24 protein-coding genes and 1 riboswitch are annotated in these 26,898 nt (G+C 47.8%); of the genes, 19 read left to right on the plus strand and 5 right to left on the minus strand.

All coding sequences use genetic code 11. The features are described 5' to 3' along the window. The first annotated feature begins 14 nt into the window (after positions 1-14). Together sdhA and sdhB are read left to right on the plus strand one after the other, a co-directional pair. Entirely contained in the window at positions 15-1,772 is a 1,758-nt protein-coding gene (gene sdhA / locus AC2TDN_RS02435) for a succinate dehydrogenase flavoprotein subunit (RefSeq protein ID WP_484686904.1), read from the plus strand. Between the two features lie 2 nt (positions 1,773-1,774). After that, complete coding sequence (gene sdhB, locus AC2TDN_RS02440; protein WP_482064893.1) at positions 1,775-2,539, plus strand: succinate dehydrogenase iron-sulfur subunit; 765 nt, start codon at positions 1,775-1,777, stop codon at positions 2,537-2,539. A gap of 227 nt (positions 2,540-2,766) precedes the next feature. Here sdhB and AC2TDN_RS02445 read toward each other — a convergent pair whose 3' ends face one another. The 5 genes from AC2TDN_RS02445 to corA all read right to left on the minus strand — a co-directional run bounded on the left by AC2TDN_RS02445 (position 2,767) and on the right by corA (position 7,062). Next, complete coding sequence (locus AC2TDN_RS02445; protein WP_053371996.1) at positions 2,767-3,075, minus strand: winged helix-turn-helix transcriptional regulator; 309 nt, start codon at positions 3,073-3,075, stop codon at positions 2,767-2,769. Positions 3,076-3,219: 144 nt separating this feature from the next. After that, positions 3,220-4,065 (minus strand): EamA family transporter, encoded by an 846-nt coding sequence (locus tag AC2TDN_RS02450; RefSeq protein WP_484686905.1) that lies wholly within the window; start codon positions 4,063-4,065, stop codon positions 3,220-3,222. Positions 4,066-4,219: 154 nt separating this feature from the next. Then, entirely contained in the window at positions 4,220-5,029 is an 810-nt protein-coding gene (locus AC2TDN_RS02455) for a histidinol-phosphatase (protein ID WP_482064891.1), read from the minus strand. Between the two features lie 36 nt (positions 5,030-5,065). Then, positions 5,066-5,968, minus strand: a complete 903-nt coding sequence (locus AC2TDN_RS02460; protein ID WP_482064890.1) for a LysR family transcriptional regulator — start codon at positions 5,966-5,968, stop codon at positions 5,066-5,068. Between the two features lie 158 nt (positions 5,969-6,126). Next, positions 6,127-7,062 (minus strand): magnesium/cobalt transporter CorA, encoded by a 936-nt coding sequence (gene corA, locus AC2TDN_RS02465; RefSeq protein ID WP_484686906.1) that lies wholly within the window; start codon positions 7,060-7,062, stop codon positions 6,127-6,129. A gap of 307 nt (positions 7,063-7,369) precedes the next feature. After that, positions 7,370-7,475: riboswitch (SAM riboswitch) on the plus strand. A 101-nt stretch (positions 7,476-7,576) separates the two neighbouring features. On the opposite strand from corA, the gene metA reads away from it, so the two are divergent. The 17 genes from metA to aroF all read left to right on the plus strand — a co-directional run bounded on the left by metA (position 7,577) and on the right by aroF (position 26,690). After that, complete coding sequence (gene metA / locus AC2TDN_RS02470; protein WP_482064888.1) at positions 7,577-8,494, plus strand: homoserine O-acetyltransferase MetA; 918 nt, start codon at positions 7,577-7,579, stop codon at positions 8,492-8,494. A 27-nt stretch (positions 8,495-8,521) separates the two neighbouring features. Next, a complete protein-coding gene (locus AC2TDN_RS02475) occupies positions 8,522-9,685 on the plus strand; it encodes a PLP-dependent transferase (RefSeq protein ID WP_484686907.1) in 1,164 nt (387 codons plus the stop codon). Between the two features lie 3 nt (positions 9,686-9,688). Next, positions 9,689-10,861 (plus strand): trans-sulfuration enzyme family protein, encoded by a 1,173-nt coding sequence (locus AC2TDN_RS02480; RefSeq protein WP_484686908.1) that lies wholly within the window; start codon positions 9,689-9,691, stop codon positions 10,859-10,861. 165 nt (positions 10,862-11,026) lie between these two features. Then, on the plus strand, positions 11,027-12,163 hold the full coding sequence (mqnC, locus tag AC2TDN_RS02485; RefSeq protein ID WP_482064885.1) for a cyclic dehypoxanthinyl futalosine synthase: 1,137 nt from the start codon (positions 11,027-11,029) through the stop codon (positions 12,161-12,163). 194 nt (positions 12,164-12,357) lie between these two features. Further along, entirely contained in the window at positions 12,358-13,290 is a 933-nt protein-coding gene (locus AC2TDN_RS02490; protein WP_484686909.1) for a putative sporulation protein YtxC, read from the plus strand. A gap of 438 nt (positions 13,291-13,728) precedes the next feature. Further along, complete coding sequence (thrS, locus tag AC2TDN_RS02495; RefSeq protein ID WP_484686910.1) at positions 13,729-15,666, plus strand: threonine--tRNA ligase; 1,938 nt, start codon at positions 13,729-13,731, stop codon at positions 15,664-15,666. A gap of 61 nt (positions 15,667-15,727) precedes the next feature. After that, on the plus strand, positions 15,728-16,291 hold the full coding sequence (locus AC2TDN_RS02500; RefSeq protein WP_482064882.1) for a 3D domain-containing protein: 564 nt from the start codon (positions 15,728-15,730) through the stop codon (positions 16,289-16,291). A gap of 60 nt (positions 16,292-16,351) precedes the next feature. Then, entirely contained in the window at positions 16,352-16,483 is a 132-nt protein-coding gene (locus AC2TDN_RS02505; RefSeq protein WP_482064881.1) for a hypothetical protein, read from the plus strand. Between the two features lie 412 nt (positions 16,484-16,895). Further along, on the plus strand, positions 16,896-17,924 hold the full coding sequence (gene liaF, locus AC2TDN_RS02510; protein WP_482064880.1) for a cell wall-active antibiotics response protein LiaF: 1,029 nt from the start codon (positions 16,896-16,898) through the stop codon (positions 17,922-17,924). Positions 17,925-17,930: 6 nt separating this feature from the next. After that, entirely contained in the window at positions 17,931-18,965 is a 1,035-nt protein-coding gene (locus AC2TDN_RS02515; protein WP_484686911.1) for a sensor histidine kinase, read from the plus strand. Continuing rightward, entirely contained in the window at positions 18,962-19,627 is a 666-nt protein-coding gene (locus AC2TDN_RS02520; protein WP_484686912.1) for a response regulator, read from the plus strand. The genes AC2TDN_RS02515 and AC2TDN_RS02520 overlap by 4 nt, the downstream gene beginning before the upstream one ends. Positions 19,628-19,696: 69 nt before the next feature. Next, on the plus strand, positions 19,697-20,110 hold the full coding sequence (locus AC2TDN_RS02525; RefSeq protein WP_482064877.1) for a YugN family protein: 414 nt from the start codon (positions 19,697-19,699) through the stop codon (positions 20,108-20,110). Between the two features lie 193 nt (positions 20,111-20,303). Next, positions 20,304-21,986 carry a S1C family serine protease gene (locus AC2TDN_RS02530; protein WP_484686913.1) on the plus strand — a complete coding sequence of 561 codons (1,683 nt, stop codon included), beginning with the start codon at positions 20,304-20,306 and terminating at the stop codon, positions 21,984-21,986. An 84-nt stretch (positions 21,987-22,070) separates the two neighbouring features. Further along, on the plus strand, positions 22,071-22,763 hold the full coding sequence (locus tag AC2TDN_RS02535) for a response regulator transcription factor (RefSeq protein WP_482064875.1): 693 nt from the start codon (positions 22,071-22,073) through the stop codon (positions 22,761-22,763). Between the two features lie 4 nt (positions 22,764-22,767). Then, positions 22,768-24,279: a sensor histidine kinase gene (locus tag AC2TDN_RS02540; protein ID WP_484686914.1), complete on the plus strand. Its 1,512-nt coding sequence runs from the start codon at positions 22,768-22,770 to the stop codon at positions 24,277-24,279. Between the two features lie 46 nt (positions 24,280-24,325). Then, positions 24,326-25,312 carry a 4-hydroxy-3-methylbut-2-enyl diphosphate reductase gene (locus tag AC2TDN_RS02545; RefSeq protein WP_482064873.1) on the plus strand — a complete coding sequence of 329 codons (987 nt, stop codon included), beginning with the start codon at positions 24,326-24,328 and terminating at the stop codon, positions 25,310-25,312. 316 nt (positions 25,313-25,628) lie between these two features. Further along, on the plus strand, positions 25,629-26,690 hold the full coding sequence (gene aroF / locus AC2TDN_RS02550) for a 3-deoxy-7-phosphoheptulonate synthase (RefSeq protein ID WP_482064872.1): 1,062 nt from the start codon (positions 25,629-25,631) through the stop codon (positions 26,688-26,690). Positions 26,691-26,898 lie beyond the last annotated feature (208 nt).

A 26,898-nucleotide genomic window follows, 5' to 3' on the forward strand; every position in this document is an offset into this window, starting at 1 on the left:
AGGAGCGAAGCGTTATGGCTAAAAATAAAATTATCATCGTTGGCGGCGGTCTGGCTGGCTTGATGGCTACCATTAAAGCTGCAGAGGCTGGCGTACACGTTGATCTGTTTTCACTTGTACCGGTCAAACGTTCCCACTCAGTATGCGCACAGGGCGGTATCAACGGCGCTGTAAATACGAAAGGGGAAGGCGATTCTCCGTGGGAGCATTTCGACGACACCGTTTACGGTGGAGATTTCCTAGCGAACCAGCCGCCAGTTAAAGCAATGTGCGACGCTGCACCTGGCATTATTCACCTTATGGACCGGATGGGCGTTATGTTCAGCCGTACGTCTGAGGGCTTGCTCGACTTCCGTCGCTTTGGCGGCACAAAGCATTCACGCACAGCATTCGCGGGCGCTACAACAGGACAACAGCTTCTATATGCATTGGACGAGCAAGTTCGCCGGTGGGAAGCAGCAGGACTAGTCAACAAATACGAGCACTGGGAATTTCTTGGCGCAGTCGTTGATGATGACGGCATTTGCCGCGGCGTATCAGCGCAGGACTTGCGCTCGATGGAAGTGCACACGGTTCGTGCGGATGCGGTTATTCTTGCATCAGGCGGTCCCGGCATTATTTTCGGTAAAACAACGAACTCTGTTATCAACACCGGTACAGCTGCAAGCGCAGTGTACCAGCAGGGCGTTAACTATGCCAATGGCGAATTCATTCAAATTCACCCAACGGCGATTCCGGGTGATGACAAGCTTCGCTTGATGTCCGAATCAGCACGCGGTGAAGGCGGACGGATCTGGACGTACAAAGACGGCAAGCCTTGGTACTTCCTAGAGGATAAATATCCGGCTTACGGAAATCTCGTGCCACGTGATATTGCGACGCGTGAAATTTTCAGCGTTTGCGTCGATCAGAAGCTTGGCATCAATCAAGAAAACATGGTTTACCTTGATCTGTCTCATAAAGATCCGAAGGAGCTTGACGTTAAGCTTGGCGGTATCATTGAAATTTATGAGAAATTCATGGGCGACGACCCGCGCAAAATTCCGATGAAAATTTTCCCTGCGGTTCACTACTCAATGGGCGGCATGTGGGTCGATTACAATCAAATGACGAACATTCCTGGTCTGTTCGCAGCCGGCGAGTGCGAGTATCAATACCATGGTGCGAACCGTCTAGGCGCGAACTCCTTGCTATCCGCTATTTATGGCGGTATGGTTGCTGGACCAAAAGCGGTCGAGTATATCAAAGGCTTGAAGAAATCGTCTGAAGATATTGCTTCCTCCGTATTCGATCGCGAGAACAAGCGTCAAACGGATAAGTACAACAGCATCGTTAACATGAACGGCAATGAGAACGCGTATGTCATTCACAAAGAGCTTGGCGAATGGATGACGAATAACATGACCGTTGTACGCTTTAACGATAAGCTTGAGCAAACGATCCACAAGATCAAAGAGCTGAAGCAGCGTTATGCGAAAATCAACATCAACGATACGGCGCAATGGAACAATGCGGGCGTTGCCTTTACTCGTCAGCTTTGGAACATGCTTGAGCTTTCTGAAGCGATGACGCTGGGCGGATTGCTTCGCAACGAGAGCCGCGGCGCTCACTATAAGCCAGATTTCCCGGATCGTGACGACGACCATTTCATGAAATCGACGATTGCGAAATGGACGAAGGAAGGTCCGCAAATTTCTTACGAGGACATCGACGTAAGCTTGATCAAGCCTCGTAAACGCGATTACTCGAGCGACAAGAAGAAAGGAGAATAACGATGGCTGGAACGACTGTAGCAACAAAAACGGTTAAGTTTATCATCACACGTCAAGATACTCCTGATTCAAAGCCTTACACGGAAGAGTTCGAAATCCCTTATCGCGCTAATATGAACGTCATTAGCGGATTGATGGAAATTCAGCGTAATCCGAAGAAGTCCGACGGCGCGAGCACAGCACCTGTATGCTGGGATTCCAACTGCTTGGAAGAAGTATGCGGAGCATGCTCGATGGTCATCAACGGCAAGCCGCGTCAAGCGTGCAGCGCTCTGATCGATAAGCTGGAGCAGCCGGTTCGCCTTGAGCCAATGAGAACATTCCCGGTTGTTCGCGATCTTGTCATCAACCGCGAGCGCATGTTCGGCGCCTTGAAGAAAGTAAAAGCATGGATTCCGATTGACGGAACCTATGATCTTGGTCCAGGACCGCGCATGGCAGAAACGAAGCGCCAATGGGCATATGAGCTTTCCAAATGCATGACTTGCGGCGTTTGCCTTGAGGCTTGCCCGAACGTTAACGATCGGAACAGCTTTATCGGTCCTGCAGCCATTTCTCAGGTTCGCCTGTTTAATGCTCATCCAACGGGTGAGATGAACAAGGAAGAGCGTCTGGATGAGCTGATGACCGATGGCGGCATCGAAGGCTGCGGCAACTCGCAAAACTGTGTACGCGCATGTCCGAAGGGCATTCCGCTCACGACTTCGATTGCAGCAATGAACAAGGATACAACAAAGCATCTGTTCAAAAAATGGCTTGGCTTGTAGAGCCGTTTAAATATCGGAAGGAAGCCCTCGATCTTATCGGGGGTTTCTTCTTTGTGTGATACTGATTATTATTATCAATGATAGTGGATTGAGATTCCATTGTCAATTAGGGATTGAGAGGATTTTATACGATTTTATACGGTGCTTAGCTCCAAGCTTGCGGTACGAGGATTAGCAAAGAAAACACTGCATAAAAATAAAAAAAACCGCCTCAGCGGTTTCTCGTCTTACATCCATTGTTCGCCCCATTTTTGAATGGACTCAATGACTGGTTCAAGCTCCCGTCCTTTGCCGGTTAGCTCGTACTCGATACGTACGGGCATTTCAGGGTAGACTTGGCGTTTAATAATGGTTATTGTTTCAAGCTCTTTCATCCGGTCCGTTAGCATTTTGTCGCTCATTTCGGGAATTTGTTCTTTAATCTCTTTGAACCTTTTTGGTCCTCCGAGCAATACCCTAATAATTCTGCCCGTCCATTTCTTACCTAAAATGTCGGCTGCGGCTTCATACTTTGGGCACATTGTCGAATAATCCAACCGTATCACCCCGCTTTTTGTAATACTATTGTAGCATATGAACAAACTAAAAGTAAGTTCATTTCAGTGGGAATACGTGTATTTTAGAGAATTTTATATTTACTATACAAAAGTTAGGTATTGGAAACACAAGCTTTTTTGCCCTTATACCCGAATAATGATCAGCCCTAGAATCATACAGGCAAAGGCCGTCCACTGCACGATAGTAAGCTTCTCTTTGTAAACTAGAATTGCGCCAGCTGCTACGACGAGACTGTTCGTTGCAAAGATTGGTGCGGCCAAATTTGCCTGACCTGTGGCAAGAGCCGTCGCATACAGCTGTAGGCCGCCGTATGAGAATAGTCCGGCAATGATCCCGTAATATAGTCCGGTACGCTTAGCCGAGCGGACAGCGTCTGCTTTGGCCGGAATAAGAAACCAGCAAAGCGAGAGGAAATAGGCGATAAACAGGATGGGGGCACTAGGCACTCCCAGCTCGTCCGTTACCTTCAAGCCGCCATTTCGCAGCGCGAACATCACGATAGCCGTCCCGACGAGAATGAACCATCTTTTTTCCGTTATGGTGAGCGGTTCCTTCCGTTTGTGGGCAATAAACAGTACGGCGAGCAGAAGCAGTGCAATGCCGATCGCCTCTGAGGCGCTTAGCGGCTCCTTATACCACCATGTCCCTAAAGCGATGACCAAGATGATGTTCATATTCGTAAGCGGGGAGGTTAAGCTTGCTGGGCCGTAAAACAAGGCTTTCATAAATAAGGCGTTGCCCCATGCTGAGCCTGCACCGATAATGATGCCTGCAATCCATACCTTCGGCTCGGCAAGGAAAGCAAACGTACCCTCAACCGCCGAATGTACGCCAAAGCCGACCGTTCCCGACGCATATAGCCCAAGCAGCAGCGCTCTCGTTGAACCTCCGCGCATTTGCGATACTTTCATCCACCAGCCTGCTAGTCCAAACAAGATTGCGCTGCTTATGGCTGTAATAAGCCACATCGATGTTCAACCCCTCAAATTTGTTACACAAATGAAATAGTTCTGTTATCGTCTCATCACATTAATGGGCTATTATAATAAACAAGACCCCCTTTTTAATATATCCTTTCGGACCTGCAGCGTGCAGGTCCCCTTTTTTTGTCTATGGATGTATTTATAACGGTACGATAACCTGCTGACGCTTGCGATAAAAAACCCACTGCGAGAACCCAATTTCCTTCAGCCTCTTTTGCACAAGCTCCCATTCATCGCCGACTCTGCTCGGCACATGGGCATCCGATCCAAAAGTTACGTTCACGCCAAAGTAAAGCGCACGTTCCAAAATCGCATCCGATGGATACCAGCCGCCAACATCCTTGGTGCCGCCAGACGTATTGATTTCGATGGATACGCCGCATTCAGCAATCGTCTTCAGTGCATCATCGATCTCTGCATGCGCTGGAATGTCGGAGAACGCAGGATAATACCCCTTCATAGCATCGATATGTCCCAATATGTCAAACATCCCGCTGCGGGCTGATTGCTGGATCAAGTCATAATAATCTCTTTTTGTTGCAATATGCTGCTCCTCATTTAAGTGCTTCCAACGATTTCGATTAAAAATGCTGACTCCGCCTACTTGATGCACAGAACCGATAAGATAATCGAAAGGCACGCCTTCGTAGGCTTTCCGGTAGCTGTCTGCATATTCGGAGAAAAAGTCCGATTCCATGCCAAGCAGCACTTCGATTTTGCCTGCATATTTGTCCTTCAAACGCAGTACTTCCTCGACATAGCTGGCGAAATCGCTTCTAGCCATTGCGATGCCGGGCGAGGGCTGATCCTCCGCGTGATAAAAGTAAGGCGAATGGTCGGAGATGCCGATCACCTGAAGTCCAGCATCTATGCCTGCAAGGATATAATCTTCAATCGTACCATTAGCGTGTCCGCATCTGACATGATGGGTGTGCAAATCGAATTTCATCGTAATCTCTCCTCGTCTGTCTGTGGTTGCATGCTATTATTCGCTGCTGATGAATTGATGCTCGGGCATGCCCTTTAAATCGCTAAGAAATTGATGCAGCGCCGTATTAATATACCTTCCTGATTTGTAGACGACCCCGACAGGATGACTCGTTTCGAGCTCGTTCACCTTAATCATCTTGAGCGTGCCGAGCCGCAGTTCATTGGAAATCGAAAGCTTCGATACGACGGCTACGCCCAAATTAATCTCAACCATTCGCTTAACTTCCTCGCTGCTTGAGACCTCCATAACAATATTCGGTTGAATGTTGTATTTTCGGAAAATTTGATCGAGGAATCTGCGGCCAAGCGTATCGGGTGCAAGCATGATAATCGGGATGTCCTTTAATGTATCAACCGTAGTATGTGTAAGCCGGCTCATTGGATGCGCGGGGGACACGACAAGCTCAAACGTATCGTAATAAAGAACGGAGGAAGTAACGTTAGGGTTTTTTTCGGTCAGGTATGTAATTCCGATATCGACTGAGCCATTCTCGACGCTGGTCATGACTTGCGAGGAGGGCATGGAATGTATGGTTGTTTTAATTAATGGAAATTGGTTTTGAAAATATGACATTACGCGCGGTAAAATTTGAATCGCAATCGAAGAAGTTGTTCCGAGTAAAATATGGCCTTGAGGCGTTAAATTCAAATCGGACAGCTTCTGTTTTAATTCTTCCACAATCGCAAGGATTTTTTCCGCATGCTCCAAAAAAACTTGTCCATGATCGGTTAGAGTAACTGGTTGATTACGATCGATAAGGACCGTCTTGAACTCATCCTCCAAACTTTTTACTTGCGCCGATACGGCAGGCTGTGTCAGATTCAGCAGCTCGCCAGCTTTTCGGAAGCTCATCGTTTTGGATATCGTAAGGAGTGTTTCAAGCTGGTTGATGTTCACGTCAATCCCCCCTTTCAAAGATACATATATGCTTTAGAGCGTATCCAACTATTATAATGGAAAGAAGAAGTAACAGCAAAAAAAGGCTGCGCTCGCAAAAGGCAAAGTACGCCAAACGCGGGTTGCAGCCTTTATAACTTTTGTCAATTAGGCTTTCTTTATAGCCATTCCTTTTTGCGGAAAATGAGAAACATGCTTATGCCAAGCAGCAGCATGATGCCAAGCAAAATATACGAGCCCATTTGAAGATGGAGGCCAGGAATAAAATCAAAGTTCATTCCATAAATGCCAGTTATAAAAGTAAGTGGCATGAATATAGTCGTTATCGCGGTGAACACGCGCATGATTTCATTGGCGCGGTTCGAGACGCTGGACTGATAAGCTTCTCGTAAGTTGCCCATTAGATCGCGGTACGTATCGAAGGACTCGGCGATTTTTAACGCATTTTCGTAAATGTCGCTAAAATATTTTTGCAGTTGGTCGTCGATAAGCTTAAGATCCTTCTTATTAAGCGTAGCGATTACGTCGCGCTGCGGTCCAAGCACCTTCTTGAGCCACAATATTTCCCCGCGCAAGCCGATGATTTCGTTCAGATGCGATTTTTTGGTGTGCATTAGAATATCCTCTTCCAGCGCTTCGATACGTGTATCGATGCGATCGCCGACGAGGAAGTAGTTGTCGACAACCATGTCGACTAGGTGGTACAGGAAATAATCGGGACTGCTAACCTCTTGTTCCCATAACACCGGCTTCAAAGAGCGCAGCTCGTTAATTTTCTGCTTCGTTACCGTTATAATAAAGTGGCGGCCAAGAAAAATGTTCAGCGCCCTAAGAAAAATCTCTTCATCATCGAATCGAATGCTGTTGATCACGATAAAATAATGGCTCTCGTATATCTCGATCTTTGGACGCTGCTCCTCTTCACTGAGGCAATCCTCAACAGCCAGATCATGCATGCTGAATAGCGGCTGCAAAATGGAAAGGTCCTCCACGTCAGCATCGATCCAGTAAAATCCTTCTTTCGAGGGGGTAAGGGTTTCATTAATATCATCAATAGTTGTAAAAATGCCATTGCTAACGAGACGTATTTTCATCCGGCGTCACTCCTTTTAGTTCTCTTAGAGGAAACTGCCGGCTGAAATGGACTTGGCCGGCAGTAAACGTATTCGATCGTTTTCAGGCTTTGGTCTATCGCCTTCCATGTCCGTATGCACCCCTTTTTTAATGGAATAAATGAAATAATTCTTGTCTAGTATACTCCCGCATTACCTTTACATTCAAGCATTAAATCGACAGATTCTAGCTAAATTTTTTGAATATGCCCAGCTGCTTCTTGACGCGATTGACATTATGCATTAAAGTGAAATTGAAATGATACCGTGAAAAATTGAATAGACTACTTTCTTATCAAGAGCAGGCGGAGGGACTAGCCCGATGAAGCCCGGCAACCGGCGTTTAAATACGCACGGTGCTAATTCTTGCGGAATTTTTTTCTGAGAGATGAGAGAGGCGGATGGCTTATTTACTGAGCATACGACCTTTTCTCAACAGCAGAAAGGGTCTTTTTCTTGTTCAAGCGGTCATACTGCCTAAAGAGGAGTGAAAAACATGCCTATTAAAGTACCAGACAACTTACCGGCAAAAGAAATTTTAAACAACGAGAACATCTTCGTTATGGATGAGAGCATCGCCTTTCAACAAGATATTAGGCCGCTGCGTATCGCTATTCTTAACTTAATGCCAACCAAGGAAACGACAGAAACGCAGCTGCTAAGGCTTATCGGCAACACGCCGCTTCAGGTCGAAGTCGTATTGCTCTACCCTAGAACCCATACTTCCAAAAATACGTCAGCCGAGCATCTGGAATCCTTTTATAAAACGTTCGATGAGATTTCGCATGAATATTATGACGGTCTTATCATTACGGGCGCGCCGGTTGAACAATTGCCGTTTGAGGAAGTCAACTACTGGGAAGAGCTTAAGGAAATTATGGATTGGAGCGCTTCGCGGGTCACATCAACCTTCCATATTTGTTGGGCGGCGCAGGCGGGACTCTATCACCATTACAACGTTCCGAAATACAACTTGGATAATAAAATTTTCGGCGTATACCCGCACACGGTAGAGAAACGCAATGTTAATCTTCTCCGCGGCTTTGATGAAATGTTCTTTGTGCCACAATCGCGTCATACGGAAGTTCGCCGTGAGGATATTGAGCTGCTTGAGTCACTCGATATATTATCTGAATCGCCGGATTCGGGTGTATATCTTGTCGCATCCAAGGACGGCAGGCAAATTTTCGTTACGGGTCATTCCGAATACGACCCGACATCACTCAAGTATGAATATGACCGCGACAAAGCCAAAGGGTTTGCGATAGATGTACCTAAAAACTATTTCCCGGGCGATAATCCGGCTAATTTGCCGCTTTCCACTTGGCGCGCGCATGCCAATCTGTTATTTTCAAATTGGCTTAACTATTATGTATACCAGCAAACACCTTTTGACTTGGGTGCAGGCATTTAACAATAGACGAGGGAGTGCTACAATACGATGAAAATTGAAAGTCATTTGGCTCAGATCGGATCGATTAAAGAGCCTGTAACAGGAGCGGTAAGCTTTCCAGTATACCAAGCGACCGCATTCCGCCACCCTAAGCTCGGCGAGAGCACAGGATTTGATTATGCGCGCACCAAAAGCCCGACAAGAGCTGTGCTAGAGGAAGCGGCTGCGCAATTGGAGGCGGGAGATGCGGCTTTTGCCTGCAGCTCCGGCATGGCAGCGCTGCAAACAATCTTTTCCTTGTTCAGCCAAGGCGATCATTTGATCGTTTCGCTTGATCTGTACGGAGGCACATACCGTCTCTTGGAGCGGATTATGTCCAGATTCGGCGTAACGGCTTCGTATGTGGATACGAATGATATCGATGCGATGTCGACATTATGGACGCCGAATACGAAAGCGGTTCTGATCGAAACGCCTACAAATCCGCTCATGATGATCACGGACATCGAGCGAGTAGCGGCATGGGCGAAGTCCAAAGGCTTGCTCACCATCGTCGATAATACGCTTCTTACGCCATTCTTCCAACGTCCGATCGAGCTGGGCGCTGATATTATCATTCATAGCGCGACCAAATATTTGGGCGGCCACAATGACGTGCTGGCTGGTCTAATCGTAACGAAAGGCAAGGAGCTCTCTGATGAAATGGCATTCTTGCACAACTCCATCGGAGCGGTGCTTGGACCGCAGGATTCATGGCTTCTAATGAGAGGCATGAAAACGCTGGCACTTCGGATGGAGCGCCATCAGTACAACGCCACAACGATTGCGAATTATTTGCTCGAGCACCCGGCAGTTGAAGATGTTTATTATCCGGCGCTGCCGCATCATCCAGGCCATGAAATTCAGAATAAGCAATCATCAGGCAATACCGGTATATTCTCCTTCCGCTTGAAGGATGCCCGTTATGTAGAGCCGATTTTGCGCCATATTAAGCTTATTGCTTTTGCCGAGAGCCTTGGCGGCGTTGAGTCCTTAATGACCTATCCAGCGGTTCAGACCCACGCGGATATTCCGCTCGAAATTCGTCAAGCGATCGGCGTCGACGACCGTCTTCTTCGTTTCTCCGTCGGCATCGAGCATGCGGACGATTTGATCGGCGATTTGGAGCAAGCGCTGGCCGCAGCAAAACGCGAAATCGAGGAGGTACAATAATCGATGAGCAACGACAACAACAGGGTGAAGCCTCAAGATCGCCGTTTTGCAACTAAGCTGCTTCATTTCGGCGCAGAAATAGATGAGCATACAGGAGCGTCAAGCGTTCCGATTTTCCAAGCATCAACGTTCCATCATCATGATATTTTCAATCCGCCGGATTACGATTACAGCCGCTCCGGCAACCCTACACGCCAAGCGTTGGAGGATTATATCGCTTTGCTTGAAGGCGGATCACGCGGATTCGCATTCGCATCAGGCATGGCTGCGATCTCGACGACATTTCTGCTATTATCAGCAGGCGACCATGTCATCGTTACGGAGGATGTTTACGGCGGCACGTATCGCTTGCTTACGACGATCTTGGATCGACTCGGCATTGAATCCACGTTCGTAGATATGACCGATTTCGAAGCGGTAAAGGCTGCGCTCAAGCCTAATACGAAAGCGGTATTTATGGAGACGCCATCGAATCCTACGCTCAAAATTACGAACATAGCAGAGACGACTGCTTGGGCGAAAGAGCATGGCCTGCTCACGATGCTGGACAATACGTTTATGACGCCTTATCATCAGCGTCCAATCGAGCTGGGCGTCGATATCGTATTGCACAGCGCAACCAAGTTTTTGAGCGGCCATAGCGACGTGCTGGCGGGTCTCGCGGTTACGGCAAATGAAGGTTTAGGCAAACGCTTGAAGCAGCTTCAAAACGGCATGGGAACCGTATTAAGCCCGCAGGAATCGTGGCTGCTGATGCGCGGCATGAAGACGCTGAAGGCTCGGATGGAGCATAGCGAGCGGAGCACGCGGAGACTTGCTGAATGGCTGTCTGAACATAAGGAAGTAACGGCTGTTTACTATCCTGGCCTAGATAATCATCCGGGCAGAGAAATACATGAGAAGCAATCGCTTGGCTACGGTGCCGTCGTATCGTTCGATGTCGGCAGTGGAGAACGCGCCAAATCGCTGCTGAGCAAGGTACAAATTCCTTTGGTAGCCGTAAGCTTGGGCGCGGTAGAGAGCATTCTATCCTACCCTGCGATGATGTCGCATGCGGCTATGCCAAGGGATGTGCGCCATGCTCGCGGGATAACGGATGGTTTGGTTCGTTACTCGGTCGGACTAGAGGATATCGAGGATTTATTAGAGGATTTGGACCAGGCGCTTCGCGCCTAAATAGGACCAAATGGAAGAAAAACACGGTTGTTCTTACGGACACGCCGTGTTTTTCCGCATTTCAGTCTGTGAAGGTATCATACGGCATGTGACTTGGCATATCGATTTATGTTAGGATTAAGTGATTGGTTGTCTACTAGAACGGAACTAAGGAGGTCTTGCGGAATGGGAACGTTAGACCATATATTGGATAAAGCATTGCGCGGCGAGCGAATTGCGCTCGAAGAAAGCATGGAGCTGCTTGCTTCAGATCAGATTGAGAAAATGGGACATGTAGCGAATCAGATCATGCTGAAGCATCATCCAGAACCGATAACAACTTTTGTTGTGGGTCGAAATGTTAACTATACGAATGTATGTGATGTATATTGTCGCTTTTGTGCGTTTTATCGCGCACCAGGCTCAAAGGAAGGCTATGTGCTGCCCGATGAGACGATTTTGAGAAAAATTCAAGAGACTATTAACGTTGGCGGTACTGAAATATTGATGCAGGGCGGTACGAATCCGGATTTGCCGTTTACGTATTATTTGGACCTGCTTCGCAAAATCAAACAGCAATTTCCGGGCATTACGATGCACTCCTTCTCACCTGCTGAAATTCAGAAGATGAAGGTTGTCTCGGATGGTCTTTCACTCGATGAAGTCATCAGACAGCTTCACGAAGCGGGGCTCGATTCTTTGCCTGGCGGCGGCGCCGAAATTTTGGATGACCGTACGCGTCGCAAGATCAGCCGCATGAAGGGCTCATGGACGGATTGGATGGACGTAATGAAGTCTGCTCACCGTCATGGCATGAATACAACTGCGACGATGGTGTATGGACTTGGCGAGACGGTCGAAGAGCGGGCGCTGCACATGCTTCGCATCCGCGACGCTCAGGATGAATGCATTGCGAACAAATATGATTCAACGGGCTTCTTGGCGTTCATTTCTTGGCCGTTCCAGCCTGATAATACGAATCTTAAGCTGGAGAAGGCAAAGCCGGAGGAATATCTACGCATCGTTGCAGCTAGCCGCATTATGCTAGATAACATTCCTAACTTCCAATCGTCTTGGGTGACGATGGGGCCAGAGATGGGCAAACTTTCGCTTTCTTATGGCTGCAATGACTTCGGCAGCACGATGATTGAAGAAAACGTCGTTTCAGCAGCAGGCACGACACATAAAGTAAACATTGAACTCATTCTTCAACTCATTCGCGAATGCGGCAAAATCCCAGCTCAGCGGGATACCAAATATAATATTTTAAAAATGTACAATGAAACAGACAAAGCTGATCTTGATTTTGTAATGCAAAATTAATTTTTAGCTCCAATTAAGTTTGATAAAAGGCGTCTGCAGATCGTTCTTCTCAGCAGAGAGGAGCTTTCGGCAGACGTTTTTTTGTATGCTATTCCTTACTGCATCGAGACTTGATTCCCTTACATTCCAATGTCTTCATCGTATATCCCCGAACACGGCACCATATACTGATAAGGAAGGAAAGGGGTGAGCCTATGGAGCTATTTACGATTTCTTTGCCAACAAGCCTCCAGAAGTCGATGAATAAACTGACGAATTTGTTGAAGGAACAAGTGCTCGACGATTTACATATTGGCTCAAAAGAAGGGCGGCAAGCCATCGTTGAATTTCTGCCGATATCTGAGCAGGATGTCTGCTGCCTAGCGAGAATGCCACATTTTCAACTTAAGGAGCATGGCTCTGTTGTCTATAATGCTGCGGCGAAAGCTATTGCAGAATTTGTGGTAAGCGAGCTCGAGCCAAGCATGCTGTCAACTATTATTCGCAGAAAGTATCGAAATAGCCATTTGGCCGATGCTGCTGCGCTTGAGCGATATTGTCATGATCTTCTGCACGGCAAAGAATGGGATAGCCTTGGTACTAAATTTCTAGATGCAGATCGGTTAAGGCGCAAAGGCAAAGTAACGACTGAGATAGAGCAATTTTTGCAGGAGAATACGCAGCTTAACGTGGCTGGCTTTACAACCTTTCGGTTAAAGCCCTATCGAAAGGAATTAGCTGAGGTAGTTGAATATGCATTAGACGAATATGTACTCGACAAACAATATCAGGAGTTTATATCCCTGTTAAAATATTTTGTTTTTCTTCAGGATACGAAGCTGCCGATGGTTCATTTGCTGCATAAGGGCGGGCATGACTTCATTCTCTATGACGACAGCTTTCAACCGCTTGACCCGAATCCGCCAACTGATCGGATCGTAGCGGAAATGCTTGAAACCGAAATGAACATCGAGGATATGGTTATCAGCTCGTTGATTTCTGTATCGCCAAAGCATATTACGATTCATACGAGGCAGCCTGATATGCAGGTCATTCGAACGATCGAAACGATATTTGACCAACGGGTCACGGTATGCGTGCAATGTGCATCGTGCAGCAGCAGCCTTGATGAGCTCATTCAGCCGTAGGAAAATATTTCAATTGATGCTATAGCCTTGACCAATCGTGAAAGTCAAGCTATAATGACAGTCATATACGTTCTAATCGGCAATGATAAAGACATGTATCTGCTCACGATGTTTGGCTCAGAGAGAGGAAACTTGGCTGCAATTTCCTTCCATAATGTCGGCAGATGTACCCCTTTTTAGCTGTATGGCCTAACCTATTGCTGCTCATCATGGAGCTATGCTACTATAGCAGTAAGTCGTACCGGAAATCTCCGTTATCAGATGATACGAGGACTGCAAGCCGTACGTTGGTTGTGCTGGCAGTTGAAGTAGGGTGGAACCACGAGCACACAAGCACTCGTCCCTTTTTTAGGGATGCGTGCTTTTTTTGTGCTCTTTTTTGCTTGGAATTTAACAAAATGAAGCGATTGCTTACAGACAAACTGGAGGATGAACGAAATGGCCATTCAAGTTACTTTGCCGGACGGCGCGGTAAGAGAATATGCTGCTGGCACTACTATTGAAGAAGTAGCGGGCTCGATTAGCTCGGGACTAAGAAAAAATGCGATTGCTGGTAAAATCGACGGCAAGGTTGTCGATGTCTACACGCCGATCGAGGCGGATGCGGCAGTTGAGATCGTTACGGTTGAATCGGCGGACGGCCTTGAGGTATATCGCCACAGTACAGCTCACTTGCTCGCACAAGCAATCAAACGCATATACGGAAATAAAGATGTGAAGCTTGGAATCGGTCCTGTGATCGAGGACGGCTTCTACTACGATATCGATATGGAGCAGTCCTTGACGCCTGAGGATCTTGTGAAGATCGAGAAGGAAATGGAGAAGATCGTTCAGCAAAACCTGGATATTCGTCGCCGCATCGTAAGCAGAGACGAAGCATTGGCGATTTTCACTGAGCTGGATGACAATCTAAAGCTTGAGCTTATTCGTGATTTGCCTGCTGATTCCGTCATTACGATGTATGACCAAGGTGAGTTTTTTGATCTATGCCGCGGACCGCATCTTCCGTCAACAGGCCGTATTAAAGCCTTTAAGCTGCTTAGCGTAGCTGGCGCATACTGGCGCGGCGATTCTAAAAACAAAATGCTGCAGCGGATTTACGGAACAGCATTCCCGAAAAAAGCGCAGCTGGATGAGCATCTTCATTTCTTGGAGGAAGCGAAGAAGCGCGATCACCGCAAGCTCGGCCGCGAGCTGAAAATGTTCACATTCTCGCGTGAGGTTGGCCAAGGCTTGCCGCTGTGGCTTCCAAATGGCGCGAAGCTTCGCAGAACGATGGAGCGTTATATCGTCGATCTTGAGGAAAGACTGGGCTACGAGCATGTATACACGCCGGTGCTTGCCAATGTAGAGCTTTACAAAACCTCTGGCCACTGGGAGCACTATAGCGAGGACATGTTCCCGAAAATGATTATGGACAACGAGGAGCTTGTTCTGCGCCCAATGAACTGTCCGCATCATATGATGGTGTTCAAGAGCGATATGCGCAGCTATCGCGACCTTCCGGTTCGGATTGCCGAGCTTGGCACGATGCACCGCTATGAGATGTCTGGCGCGCTCACTGGTTTGCACCGCGTACGCGCGATGACGCTGAATGATGCTCACATCTTCTGTCGCCCAGATCAAATTAAAGAAGAATTCGCACGCGTCGTTAATTTGATTCGCAAGGTATATGAGGATTTTGGCATCAAGGATTACCGTTTCCGTTTGTCGTACCGCGACCCTAAGGACACAGAGAAATATTTCCAAAACGATGAAATGTGGGAAATGTCGCAGCGTATGCTGCGCGAGGTAGTTGAGGAGCTTGAGCTTCCGTTCTTCGAGGCTGAAGGCGAGGCTGCTTTCTACGGTCCTAAGCTTGACGTGCAAATCAAAACAGCGCTAGGCAAAGAAGAGACGCTGTCTACTGCACAGCTTGATTTCCTGCTTCCTGAGCGCTTCGAGCTTGAATATGTCGGCGAGGATGGCAAAAAGCATCGTCCGGTCGTTATTCACCGCGGGATCATTAGCACGATGGAGAGAATGACTGCGTTCTTGCTTGAAAACTTTGCAGGTGCCCTGCCGCTATGGCTGTCGCCGGTTCAAGCGAAGGTCATTCCGGTATCGACTGCTTATGAGGGCTACGCACGCAAGGTGGCTGAGCAGCTGCAAGCAAGCGGCGTTCGTGTAGAAAGCGATCTGCGTAATGAGAAGCTTGGTTACAAGATCCGCGAGGCGCAGCTTGAAAAAGCGCCATACATGCTCGTCGTTGGCGAGAATGAAATGCAAGCGGAGGCGGTTTCCGTGCGCAAACGCGGTGAAGGCGATCTAGGTTCTATGCCTGTTGCAGAGCTGATTGCACAGCTGCAAAAGCAAATCGCAGATAAAGAACAATAATAAATGGTGCATAAAGCTTGTGCCATCGGGGCATTATTCTTCTGAGGAGGAAGTAGCCCAGATGGTAACAAGCTTTTTTTATATGAAAAAAGGATTAACCTTATTGTTGTTTCTGTCAGTTATCGTAATCGGTTTAAATACAGCTAGATGCTCAGCATCGGCTGAGGCGTCATCGCCACAGCAAGCTGCTGCAGCCAGCCCATCAAAGAAAATGAAACCGAACACGGTCGAAGTTGTGGCCACTGGTTATACAGCTGGTGTCGAATCAACGGGCAAACGTCCAGGACATCCGCAATATGGCATTACGTATTCGGGCGTAAAGGTGCGTAGGGATCAAGTGTCTACGATAGCTGCTGATACGAGGCTTTTTCCAATCGGAACCTTGCTCTATATTCCCGGTTATGGCTATGGCGTGGTGGCTGATACAGGCTCAGCTATAAAGGGAAAGCGCATCGACTTATATTTTGAAACGATCAAGCAGGTATACGAGCAATGGGGCAAGCGAACGGTACACGTAGAGGTGCTGCGGAGAGGAACAGGCAAGCTTTCACAGGCTTGGCTGAACAAAATAAACCTGGCAATCGAAGCCGGAAAACCAATACCGCAGACGTATTTGGAATCGTAAAACCCCGTATAATAAGGAGCCGAAATGCCATACTATCAATGAAACGGGGAGGTGACTACAATGGCTAAAAACAAAAACAACAAAGCCCAAAATAATCAATACAATGCAGAGTTCGCTGAAGAGTTAAACCAAAACAATGCTGCTGGCAAACAAGCGGCAAACAACACAGCTCAACAAAAAGCTGAGAAGTAATATTTTTTGCCATGCAATAACGAGGAAGAAATGAGGAACCCATGTGGTTCCTCTTTTCTTTTTGCGTATCCGCCCTCCATGAGCAAAATCATGGCTGCTGTCAAAACGACCCAGATCATATCCAGTCCTTTTGACAGTTCGATAACGTCAATTGCTTCATCTCCCGTTCCTTATAGTCATGTTTGATATCTCTATCATCCTAACCGTTTATCATTATCATTAATAGAAGTGAGCAATGTCAACGCTGTACGTGATGTTTCATAACGCATGTCAGGTTTAAACTGGATAGAATCAACAAAAGCTCGGTCTAGAGACGGATAGCGATTTCAATCGGCCGTCCCTTTTTCTATTGGATGCTGTCCGTTATACTAGAAATATCAAACGACGATGGAATCGTAAGGAGCTGGTACCGTTGAACGGAAATTTCGCAAACCGGTTATTTACCGGATTAGTCATTATTGTAATTGGCGTATTGTTTTTGCTCAGGCAAACGGGTCATGTGACCTTTGATTTTGGTGATTTATTTTCTACCTATTGGCCAGTTATTCTCATTATAGTCGGCATTAGGGGCTTGCTATCCAGCCGGGCGCATGGTTCCGGATCAAGCTGGTGGGGAGCTTTGGTGCTGCTGATTGGATTTATATTTTTGGGACGCAATCTGGAATGGTTCTCTTGGTCGATTGGCGACATCGTTCCTTATATTTGGCCAGTTGTAGTCATTTTAGTCGGCATCAATTTAATATGGAAACCAAAGTCAAAACGAAATGAGCCGCCAGAGGATGACTGGAAATCGTATCGGCCTTATCAGGATCAAGCATCTGTGCCTCCGGCGCCGCCTCTGCATCCAGATCCAACGAAGACGCACCTTGACACGCATGATATTCATGCTCAGGAAGAGAAGCAAGCGGATTCTGGCGACATTCCATTTGAAAGCTATTCCACAAGCAAGAAGGAGTACAAGGAATGGAAGCATCATCATAAATCGGAGCTCAAAAGGAATGCGCAGGAGTGGAAACGAAATCATAAAGAGCATGTGGAGTGGTGGAATCACGGCGACTCGAATGTACAGACTCGTTCCGGATTTATCGGCGACATTCACATCGGCCATGATTATTGGGATTTAAAGCCGCTTAACATCTCGCATTTCATTGGCGATACGGTGCTTGATTTAACGAAGGCCCAAGTATCAAATGGCGAAACGAAAATTCATATCTCTTCCTTTATAGGCGATGTGAAGGTTTACGTGCCGAACGACTATGAGGTAGGCGTGCAGGTCGTATCAAGCGCCTTTATCGGCGACGTGAAGATTTTGGGCCAGAAAGAAGGCGGCTTGTTTACGAACATCAACATTCAATCGCCTTCCTACAAAGAGTCAGACAAAAAAATAAAGCTGATCGTCAGCACATTTATCGGCGATGTCCGCGTCACGAAGGTGGGGTAGCCTGTTATGATGGTTCGGTTTTTGAGGAGCGGAAAGTGGGAGCTCATCGGAATGTTCGTCATTGCAGCTGTCGTATCGCTGGTGCTTGGAGCGGTGACTTGGATTGGCTTAGTGGATGAAACGGGAACGACGGAAGCGCGCCTTGGTGCAGCGGCCGTTTTCCTGCTTGTGAGCGCAGCCTTCGGCTATTGGGCCGCACAGCGCATCGGACGACGAATCGATACGCTTCATTTGTCGTTGAAGCAAGCCTCCAACGGCAACTTTGGCGTGCGCATAACGGAAGGCGGACATAACTCCTTCATTGAAGTGTACCGTGAATTCAATGAGCTTGCTGAGCAAATGGAAGAGAAGATGAAATGGCTGCAAATGCGCGGAGAAGAGTATGTGATGACTGAATCGGCTTCAAATGAAGCGGCGGTTCTTGAAGAGCGCAAGCGGATGGCGCGTGATTTGCATGATACGGTAAGCCAGCAGCTGTTTGCGATTCATATGTGCGCCTCTTCGCTGCCGAAGCTGCAGCAGGTGGATCGGGAGCGCGCCGATTCGGTGCTGGAGCAGCTTGTTAATATGTCTAATTCAGCTCAAAAGCAAATGCGCAACTTTATCGCGCAGCTGCGGCCGATGGAGCTTGAGGGACGTACCTTATATGAAGCGCTTGATAAATGGTTCCCGGATTATTGCAGGCAAAATAATTTGCAGGGCGAGCTGGAATGGCGGCTGAAGGAGCATTTGTCCGAGGCGAAGGAGCATCAATTGTTTCTTATCGCCCAGGAAGCGATGGCTAATATTGTGAAGCATGCCGGAGCAACAGGCTGTACGCTTACACTTGCGGATAATGAACGGCAGGTTGTTATGATTTTGCAGGATGACGGGGTAGGATTCAAGGCGGATGAGGTGAAAAGAGGCTCCTATGGGCTATCAACGATGCAGGAGCGGGCGCAAAAACTTGGCGGTGCGGCGGAGATTTGGAGCAAGCCCGGAGGCGGTACGAGAGTAAAGGTTACGATACCTAAAATGTTGCGGGGAGAGCAGGAATCATGAGCGGATCTGAGCTTATAAAAATTATGATTGTGGATGACCACGATATGGTGAGAACGGGCCTTCGTACGTATTTGATGCTGGAGCCGAAATTTCATGTTATTGCAGAAGCGAGCAACGGACAGGCTGCAATTGACTTGCTGACGGCAAGCACGGAAGAGAAGCGGCCTCAAATTATATTAATGGATCTTATGATGCCGGGCATGGACGGGATCGAAGCGACAAGAGCCATTATTTCTAAATTTCCGGAAATGAAAATCGTAATGCTGACCAGCTTCCTTGAGGATGACAAGGTTTACGGGGCGATTGAAGCAGGAGCGGTAAGTTATGTGCTTAAGACGGTCTCGGCAGAGGAGCTTATTTATGCGATAAGCGGAGCTTTCAAGGGCATGCCGGTCATGACCGCCGATGTATCCCAAGCCTTGACGAGAGGCTTGCGGCAGCGGACGGCTCAATCTGGCGATGAGGGCTTGACGGAGCGGGAGAAAGAGGTGCTGCTGCTTATTGCCGATGGCCAATCCAACAAAGAGATTGCAGAAGAGCTGCACATTAGCGTAAAAACGGTAAAAACGCATGTCAGCAACTTGCTAATGAAATGCGAGCTTGATGATCGGACGCAGCTTGCGGTTCTTGCTCATCGCAAAGGCTGGGCTAATCGCACATAAAGGAACTAAGGGCCGGGTATACTACCTACTAGCAAATATAGAAAAAAGCTAGTGAAAAGGAGCAGCCTCATGATCCCCATTTCATCCGTGCTAGAGTCGCGGGAGCAGCATTTTATTGAGACGAAGCATCTGCTGGAGAAGCAGCAATTCACGCTTGGCGGCAACTGGGAATACGATGGCGGGTCCTTTGACCGCTCGCTTGATGAAGACCATAAAGTATGGCTTCGAATCCCTTTTGAGGTAGTGGTCGGTAATATCGATAGTGTAGAAGAAGATAATGATGCGACAATAAAGCTGGGTACTCCTTATGTGCTTAAGCATCTGTACCGGGAAGGAAATGATCCTGAAGCTTCCGTACGTGTAGTAGGTGCGCTGTTTGATCAGTTCCAATCGCCGTCCAATCCCGATGCCGATGTGGAATCGCATTGGATAGACCGTGCCAAGCAAACGATCCATGAGGTTGAGCAGCTTTTTCCAAGCTGATGATTTGAATCGACGTACAACAAAAAAAACGTTCCCAAAATCATTTTGGAGCGTTTTTTTTATTTCTGTTTAAATTCCTTTTAAGTTTGTTTTAAGGTAGAATGTGCATGATAGATCTATATCAAATGAACATGTATCCAAACGATGAAGCTTTGGGGCATGATGGAATAAAGATTCAAGGAGGAGAACGGACATGGACGATCAAAACAACAAAAAGGGTTTTGACGATTTTTTTCGCAAAAGCGATGGAGAGCAAGGCGCAGCAGGCAGTGACGATAGCGCGGTAAACGCTGAGCCCGAAATCTCGAGAGAGACGCAGGAGCAAGCGGCTAAGCCCTCTTATTACTATTCATATGGACCGTTTAAAGCAAATTCTCAGGAAGATAACAGCGAGCCCCGTTCAAGCTTTGAAGCTGACAAGCCTAAGCTGATTCAAGATCAGCCATATGGAAATACAGACAGTTCAGCCTCTGAATCCGCATATGCTAAGCAAACTGACCGTCAGCTTGAGCCGTTAGCGGAGCCTGAGCAATCAACGCCAAGAGCGCCGCAGCAATCGCAAATCCGTTCCTTTACGCCTTCGCCTCAGTCCTCCAAAGGACCTTGGCAAGTTCGGGAGCCGCGCCGCACCTCCTTTAAAGCCGTATTCGCCTCGTTTCTTTCAGGCGTTATTCTAGTCGGGGCTTTAATGTATACATCGGATATTAACAACTGGTTCACGAAAGAGCCGGCTTTGGCATCAACGGCTCAATCGAGCGGCTCGGGCTCCTCGGCTGCTGCTGGTGCTAACAGCAACGGCGGCGCTGCAACAGTAGCCGCAAGACCGGATAACATCGCGCAATTGTTTGAAACGGCGAGCCCGGCTGTCGTAAAAATCGAAACGTTCGTAAATCCAGCAAAACGGAGCAACAGCGGCAGCATGCTGGACGATTCATTCTTCCGTCAATTTTTTGGCGATGACTACCCAGGAACAACTGAGCCTGACGCAGGACAGCAAAATGAAGATGGCCAAATGCAGCAATCTGGCATTGGAACCGGATTTTTCTTCGATTCAACCGGTTATATACTGACCAATCAGCATGTGGTTGGCGAATCGGATCAAATTAAGGTCATCGTTCAAGGCTATGATAAGCCGTTCACGGCTGAGCTGCTCGGATCCAGTTATGATTTGGACTTGGCGGTGCTTAAGGTTACGGGCGGCAAAGCGTTTCCAACGCTTCCGCTAGGCAACTCTGACCATATCAATATTGGCGACTGGGTAGTAGCGATCGGTAATCCTTATGGCTTTGACCATACGGTAACGGTAGGCGTACTGAGCGCAAAAGAGCGTCCGATCGATATTCAAGATGCGCAGGGCGAGCGCAAATATAAGCATTTGCTGCAAACGGATGCTTCCATCAACCCCGGCAACTCAGGCGGTCCGCTTCTGAATGTAAACGGCGAGGTAGTGGGCATCAATACGGCAGTAAGCTCGCAAGCGCAAGGCATCGGCTTTGCGATTCCGACAAGCACCATTCAGGAAGTGCTGGAAAATTTAAAAAACAATAAAGAAATTCCTAAACCGGCTGTTCCTTACATCGGAGCTGAGCTTCAGGATGTAACTGCCGACATAGCCAAACAGCTTGGCATGGACAAAGTCCAAGGCTCTATCGTTCGCAATGTATACTACAATTCTCCTGCTTATTTGGCAGAGCTGCAGCAGTTTGACGTAATTGTAGGCATTAACGGCAAGTCCTATTCGAATACGCAGGCTCTTATTGCAGCGATCCAAAAGCAGAAAGTCGGCGACAAAATCGAGCTGAATATCGTTCGCAAAGGCAGCAAAATGGATCTTCAAGTTGTGATTGGCGATAAAAATACGTTTGGCGCTCAATAAAGATTAAGCCATGGACAGAAACAAAAAGCGCAGAGAGTCAGCATGCTCTGTGCTTTTTGCTGCAAATAGAGGGGGAACAAGCAGATGAGACAGCATATTGTAGTTGTAGATGACGATGATAAAATTATTTCTTTGCTCCGCAGAAGTCTTGCGTTTGAAGGCTATGAGGTTACGACGGCAGCTAATGGCATGGATGGGCTGAAGGTGCTGCTTAAGACGGAGCCGGATTTGCTTATTCTTGATGTGATGATGCCGCAGGTTGATGGCTGGGAGGTTTGCCGACGCGTGCGCGAGAGCGGAAGCACGGTGCCGATTATGATGCTTACGGCGAAGGATGACGTGATCGATCGAGTGAAGGGTCTTGATCTTGGCGCTGATGACTATTTGGTCAAGCCATTTGCGCTTGAGGAGCTTTTGGCCAGAGCCCGCGCTTTATTGCGCCGCAAATCCGATAAGATCGAGCAATCTAGCAATCAACTGCTCTATGAGGATCTAATTTTGGATATGGATGCGAGGGAAGCGGTACGCTCGGGACGCCGGATTGAGCTCACATCCAAGGAATACGATTTGCTGCTGCTGTTCATGCAGAACCCGCGCCGCGTGCTCACGCGCGATGCAATAATGGAGAAAATATGGGGCTATGACTTCAGCGGAGAATCGAATGTGCTGGAGGTGTACATCGCGATGCTGCGCCAGAAGGTAGAGGACGGAGGCAGAAACCGACTCATCCAGACAGTTCGCGGCACCGGCTATGTCCTTCGCGGAGAGGCAGGTTAAGCATATGTCCATCAGGCTTCGGCTGACGCTTTGGATTTCAGGTTTGCTTGCGGTAACGATGATCGTAATCGGTATTTGCATTTATTTCTTTGTAAACTGGAACACCTATGCGGAAATCAAGCAGCAGATTAGAGTTCAAGACAGCAAAATTGAAATCATCGGCGCGACTAACTTTTTAGACCAGACTCTTGATTTGATTGTAGGTCCGCAGTTTCGTATAGATAAAAAAGATATGTACATCCAATTAGTTAACTATAAGGAAGGCGCAATTAAGCAATCCAACAATTTTCCCTATGAATTTGTCATTCCTTATCCTGAGGCAAAAACGAAGCCAAAGGAGCGTTTCGTTAAAACGCATGTCGAAATCAACAATAACAGATATGCAATGCTCACCTATCAACGACCCTTTTATTTGGATAAAGATATAGTAGGATTGGTTCAGGTGGGCGTATTCTCATATAACGAGGAAAAGTTTCTGGGCGGTCTTCGCACGATTCTGATCTTTTCTTCATTAGTCGTAGTATTTATCGCCTTTACAGTAGGTTTATTCATTGCTCGCCAAGCGCTGCGACCGATAGAACGTGTCATTCGAGCGACGGAGCAAATTGAAAACGGCTCCGATCTAAGCGTCCGAATACCAGCGTTAGGCCCGAATGATGAGATCGGAAGGCTCGTAAGCACGCTGAACGTGATGCTCGCACGCCTCGAGATGGCATATAATGAGCTTGATGAGGCATATAAGGCACAGCGCAGATTCGTATCGGATGCGTCGCATGAGCTGCGAACGCCGCTTACGACGATACGCGGCAATATTGAGCTGCTCGAGCGGATGTGGGCGAAGGTGAAGGAGACGAACCGTGATGCTGATACGGGAGACTGGCTGCCGCTTGATTCCGACCGCTTCGAGCTTTCCAAGGAAGCAATGAGCGATATATCAGCTGAGGCAATACGGATGAGCACGCTCGTTAATGATCTGCTGGCGCTAGCTAGAGCTGATGCAGGGTATACGATGGAGAAGACGCCGCTCGATCTGCTGCCACTTACGGAGGAGGTTGTGCGGAGAGCGCAGCTGCTTCCGCGTTCCGCTGAATGGAGAGTGGGCGATCTGTCCGCATTAAACGGCGTACGCGTTAAGGCGAATTATAATTATTTGCAGCAGCTGTTGTTTATTTTCATCGAGAATGCGTTCAAATACACACCGGAGGGGACCATTCTGCTTAGCGCGATACGGAATGACCAGCAAATCGGGTTTATTGTCCAAGATACAGGCATAGGGATGAATCCTGAGGAAATCCCCCACATCTTCGATCGATTCTATCGAGCGGATGAATCAAGGGGTGTTACGGTCGGAACAGGGCTTGGCTTATCGATTGCAAAATGGATTATTGACGAGCATCAAGGCTCTGTAGAAGTAACGACCAGAGAGGGCGGCGGAACGAAGTTTACGATCTGGCTGCCTATAGCCTTTTCTGACACGTCTCATTCGTCTATAATAGTAGCAACGGATGAAAAATAGGAATTATGATTATGACGCATATCCGGTCAGAAAGCAGGTGCAAGGAATGGAAATCGTTAGAATATCACCGCGTGGCTATTGCTATGGCGTCGTCGATGCGATGGTGCTGGCTTTGCAGACGGCCAAAAATTTGGAGCTGCCGCGGCCTATATATATATTAGGCATGATCGTCCATAATGCGCATGTTACCGAGGCGTTCGAGCAGGAAGGCGTTATTACGCTGGATGGGGCTAACCGTCTCGAAATTTTGGATCAAATCGAGCAGGGCACCGTTATTTTCACCGCTCATGGCGTCTCTCCAGAGGTTCGCCAGCGCGCTCGCGACAAAGGTCTGTCCGTCGTTGATGCGACATGTCCGGACGTGACGAGAACACATGATTTAATTCGTGCGAAATCGGCTGAGGGCTATCATATTATTTATATTGGCAAGAATGGCCATCCCGAGCCGGAGGGTGCGATTGGCGTTGCGCCGGAGCAGGTTCACCTTATCGAGCGTGAAGAGGAGATCGATTTTCTTAAAGTACCGGAAGGTCGCATTATTATAACGAACCAAACGACGATGTCGCAATGGGATATTCGCCATATTATTAGCCGTCTTGTCGAGCGCTACCCTACGGCAGAGGTTCATAACGAAATCTGCTTGGCTACGCAGGTGCGCCAAGAGGCAGTTGCAGGGCAAGCAGGCGAAGCGCAGCTATGTATCGTCGTTGGAGATCCGAGAAGCAACAACTCCAACAGACTTGCTCAGGTTTCCGAGGAAATTGCCGGTGTCAAAGCTTATCGGGTATCCGACGTATCTGAGATCGAGCAGGAATGGCTTAAAGGGGTTGACCGAGTTGCGGTTACATCCGGCGCTTCTACACCTACGCCGTTGACCAAAGAGGTTATTACCTATTTGGAGCAATATGATCACAACAATCCGGATACGTGGGAGATTCGTCGTACGGTCAACATGAATAAGCTGCTTCCAAACCTGCGCGTCAAGTCTACAACTACGGCTTCCGCCACGTCAACAGCTGAGAAATCCGAATAAATAACAGATTAAAAGATGAGGAAAAATGAACTTCCCGTGAGATTTTAGGCATGGGAAATTCGTTTTCCTCATTTTTTTCGAAAGAGATGGGTTGACGGGAGCCGCCTTCTCTTGTATATTAACTTTAGCGATTAAAAGCGTAGAAGCTACGAAGCATAAAAGCTATAAAGCGTATAAGCTATAAAGCGTATAAGCGTTGATGTGCGAATGAAAATCCAAGCAGATGCTTACGAACTAAGTTTTGCATCATAGAACGAAGCGAATGCTTTTGACCGTTGTGTTGCTTGCTTTACAAAACCTTTGAGGAGTGGTCCCTATGATCGTGATTACAAATGCAAACATTGCAGAAGAGCGTATTTCAGAAATCGTTGCCCATATCGAAAGAGCGGGTGTGCAGGCTCATGTATCTAGAGGAACGGACCGTACGGTCATCGGAATTATCGGGAAAGCCGAGCCAACGCTAGCGGAGCATTTGCGTCAAATGAAAGGTGTAGAGAACGTAATTAAAATTTCAAAATCCTACAAGCTTGCAAGCCGTGACTTCCATCCGGACGATACGGTTATTGATATTAAAGGCGTAAAGATCGGCGGAAGCAACCTCGTTATTATGGGCGGACCGTGCGCGGTTGAAACGCCTGAGCAAATCGATGAGATCGCGCGCCTCGTCAAGGCTGCTGGAGGTCAAGTACTTAGAGGGGGCGCCTTCAAGCCGCGTACAGGGCCTTACAGCTTCCAAGGCGTAGGCGTTGAAGGTCTAGTGATGATGGCGGATGCAGGCAAAAAGCATGGTCTTCTAACAATTACTGAAGTTATGACGCCGGAGTATGTTGATGTTTGCGCTGAATACGCCGATATTCTTCAAGTGGGTACGCGCAACATGCAAAACTTTGATTTGCTTCGCAAGCTGGGCACAATTCAAACGCCAGTGCTGCTGAAGCGCGGGTTCAGCTCAACCTATGACGAGTTTTTGAATGCTGCTGAATACATTTTGGCAGGCGGAAATCCAAACGTTATGCTCTGCGAGCGCGGAATCCGAACGTTCGAGACTTACACGCGCAACACGCTTGATTTGTCAGCTATTCCAGTGCTGCAATCTCTCAGCCATCTGCCGGTTATATCAGATCCAAGCCACGGTACAGGCCGCCGCGAATTGGTAGAGCCAATGTCCAAAGCATCGGTAGCGGCAGGCGCGAACGGTTTGATCGTTGAAATGCATACCGATCCAGACAACTCGATGACAGGCGATGGCGTACAATCGTTATTCCCGGATCAATTCGCGAATCTGTTGAAGGACCTAGAACAGCTGGCTCCGATTGTTGGCAAGCAGTTCGATACGCCTAAGGCGCCTGCAGAGGCGTTCCGGGAATGGAAAATCTAATCTAGCTATCGATAAGGCGTTGCCGTTCCATGACGGCATTGCCTTTTTCATGCTTGCAGGCCATAAAACGCTTACATATGCGAAAAGCCGTTAAGCCTACTGTATTCAAGGGCTGCGCGGTTTTTTCATTGTTTATTAAGGAGGAATTGTGAACAACTGTTCAAACTTGTAAGTATAGCTAACATAGCCACAAAAAATACCTTACATA

It is taken from the genome of Paenibacillus sp. Y660, from assembly GCF_057221575.1.

What these genes read in the sequence shown, in the direction of transcription:
- thrS (WP_484686910.1), top strand. Translation starts at nt 13,729, where the DNA reads ATGGCCATTCAAGTTACTTTGCCGGACGGCGCGGTAAGAGAATATGCT.
- AC2TDN_RS02490 (WP_484686909.1), top strand. Translation starts at nt 12,358, where the DNA reads ATGGAGCTATTTACGATTTCTTTGCCAACAAGCCTCCAGAAGTCGATG.
- AC2TDN_RS02540 (WP_484686914.1), top strand. Translation starts at nt 22,768, where the DNA reads ATGTCCATCAGGCTTCGGCTGACGCTTTGGATTTCAGGTTTGCTTGCG.
- AC2TDN_RS02535 (WP_482064875.1), top strand. Translation starts at nt 22,071, where the DNA reads ATGAGACAGCATATTGTAGTTGTAGATGACGATGATAAAATTATTTCT.
- AC2TDN_RS02480 (WP_484686908.1), top strand. Translation starts at nt 9,689, where the DNA reads ATGAGCAACGACAACAACAGGGTGAAGCCTCAAGATCGCCGTTTTGCA.
- AC2TDN_RS02475 (WP_484686907.1), top strand. Translation starts at nt 8,522, where the DNA reads ATGAAAATTGAAAGTCATTTGGCTCAGATCGGATCGATTAAAGAGCCT.
- AC2TDN_RS02520 (WP_484686912.1), top strand. Translation starts at nt 18,962, where the DNA reads ATGAGCGGATCTGAGCTTATAAAAATTATGATTGTGGATGACCACGAT.
- mqnC (WP_482064885.1), top strand. Translation starts at nt 11,027, where the DNA reads ATGGGAACGTTAGACCATATATTGGATAAAGCATTGCGCGGCGAGCGA.
- AC2TDN_RS02455 (WP_482064891.1), bottom strand. Translation starts at nt 5,029, where the DNA reads ATGAAATTCGATTTGCACACCCATCATGTCAGATGCGGACACGCTAAT.
- aroF (WP_482064872.1), top strand. Translation starts at nt 25,629, where the DNA reads ATGATCGTGATTACAAATGCAAACATTGCAGAAGAGCGTATTTCAGAA.
- AC2TDN_RS02530 (WP_484686913.1), top strand. Translation starts at nt 20,304, where the DNA reads ATGGACGATCAAAACAACAAAAAGGGTTTTGACGATTTTTTTCGCAAA.
- AC2TDN_RS02545 (WP_482064873.1), top strand. Translation starts at nt 24,326, where the DNA reads ATGGAAATCGTTAGAATATCACCGCGTGGCTATTGCTATGGCGTCGTC.
- AC2TDN_RS02505 (WP_482064881.1), top strand. Translation starts at nt 16,352, where the DNA reads ATGGCTAAAAACAAAAACAACAAAGCCCAAAATAATCAATACAATGCA.
- AC2TDN_RS02515 (WP_484686911.1), top strand. Translation starts at nt 17,931, where the DNA reads ATGATGGTTCGGTTTTTGAGGAGCGGAAAGTGGGAGCTCATCGGAATG.
- corA (WP_484686906.1), bottom strand. Translation starts at nt 7,062, where the DNA reads ATGAAAATACGTCTCGTTAGCAATGGCATTTTTACAACTATTGATGAT.
- metA (WP_482064888.1), top strand. Translation starts at nt 7,577, where the DNA reads ATGCCTATTAAAGTACCAGACAACTTACCGGCAAAAGAAATTTTAAAC.
- AC2TDN_RS02450 (WP_484686905.1), bottom strand. Translation starts at nt 4,065, where the DNA reads ATGTGGCTTATTACAGCCATAAGCAGCGCAATCTTGTTTGGACTAGCA.
- AC2TDN_RS02500 (WP_482064882.1), top strand. Translation starts at nt 15,728, where the DNA reads ATGGTAACAAGCTTTTTTTATATGAAAAAAGGATTAACCTTATTGTTG.
- sdhB (WP_482064893.1), top strand. Translation starts at nt 1,775, where the DNA reads ATGGCTGGAACGACTGTAGCAACAAAAACGGTTAAGTTTATCATCACA.
- sdhA (WP_484686904.1), top strand. Translation starts at nt 15, where the DNA reads ATGGCTAAAAATAAAATTATCATCGTTGGCGGCGGTCTGGCTGGCTTG.
- AC2TDN_RS02525 (WP_482064877.1), top strand. Translation starts at nt 19,697, where the DNA reads ATGATCCCCATTTCATCCGTGCTAGAGTCGCGGGAGCAGCATTTTATT.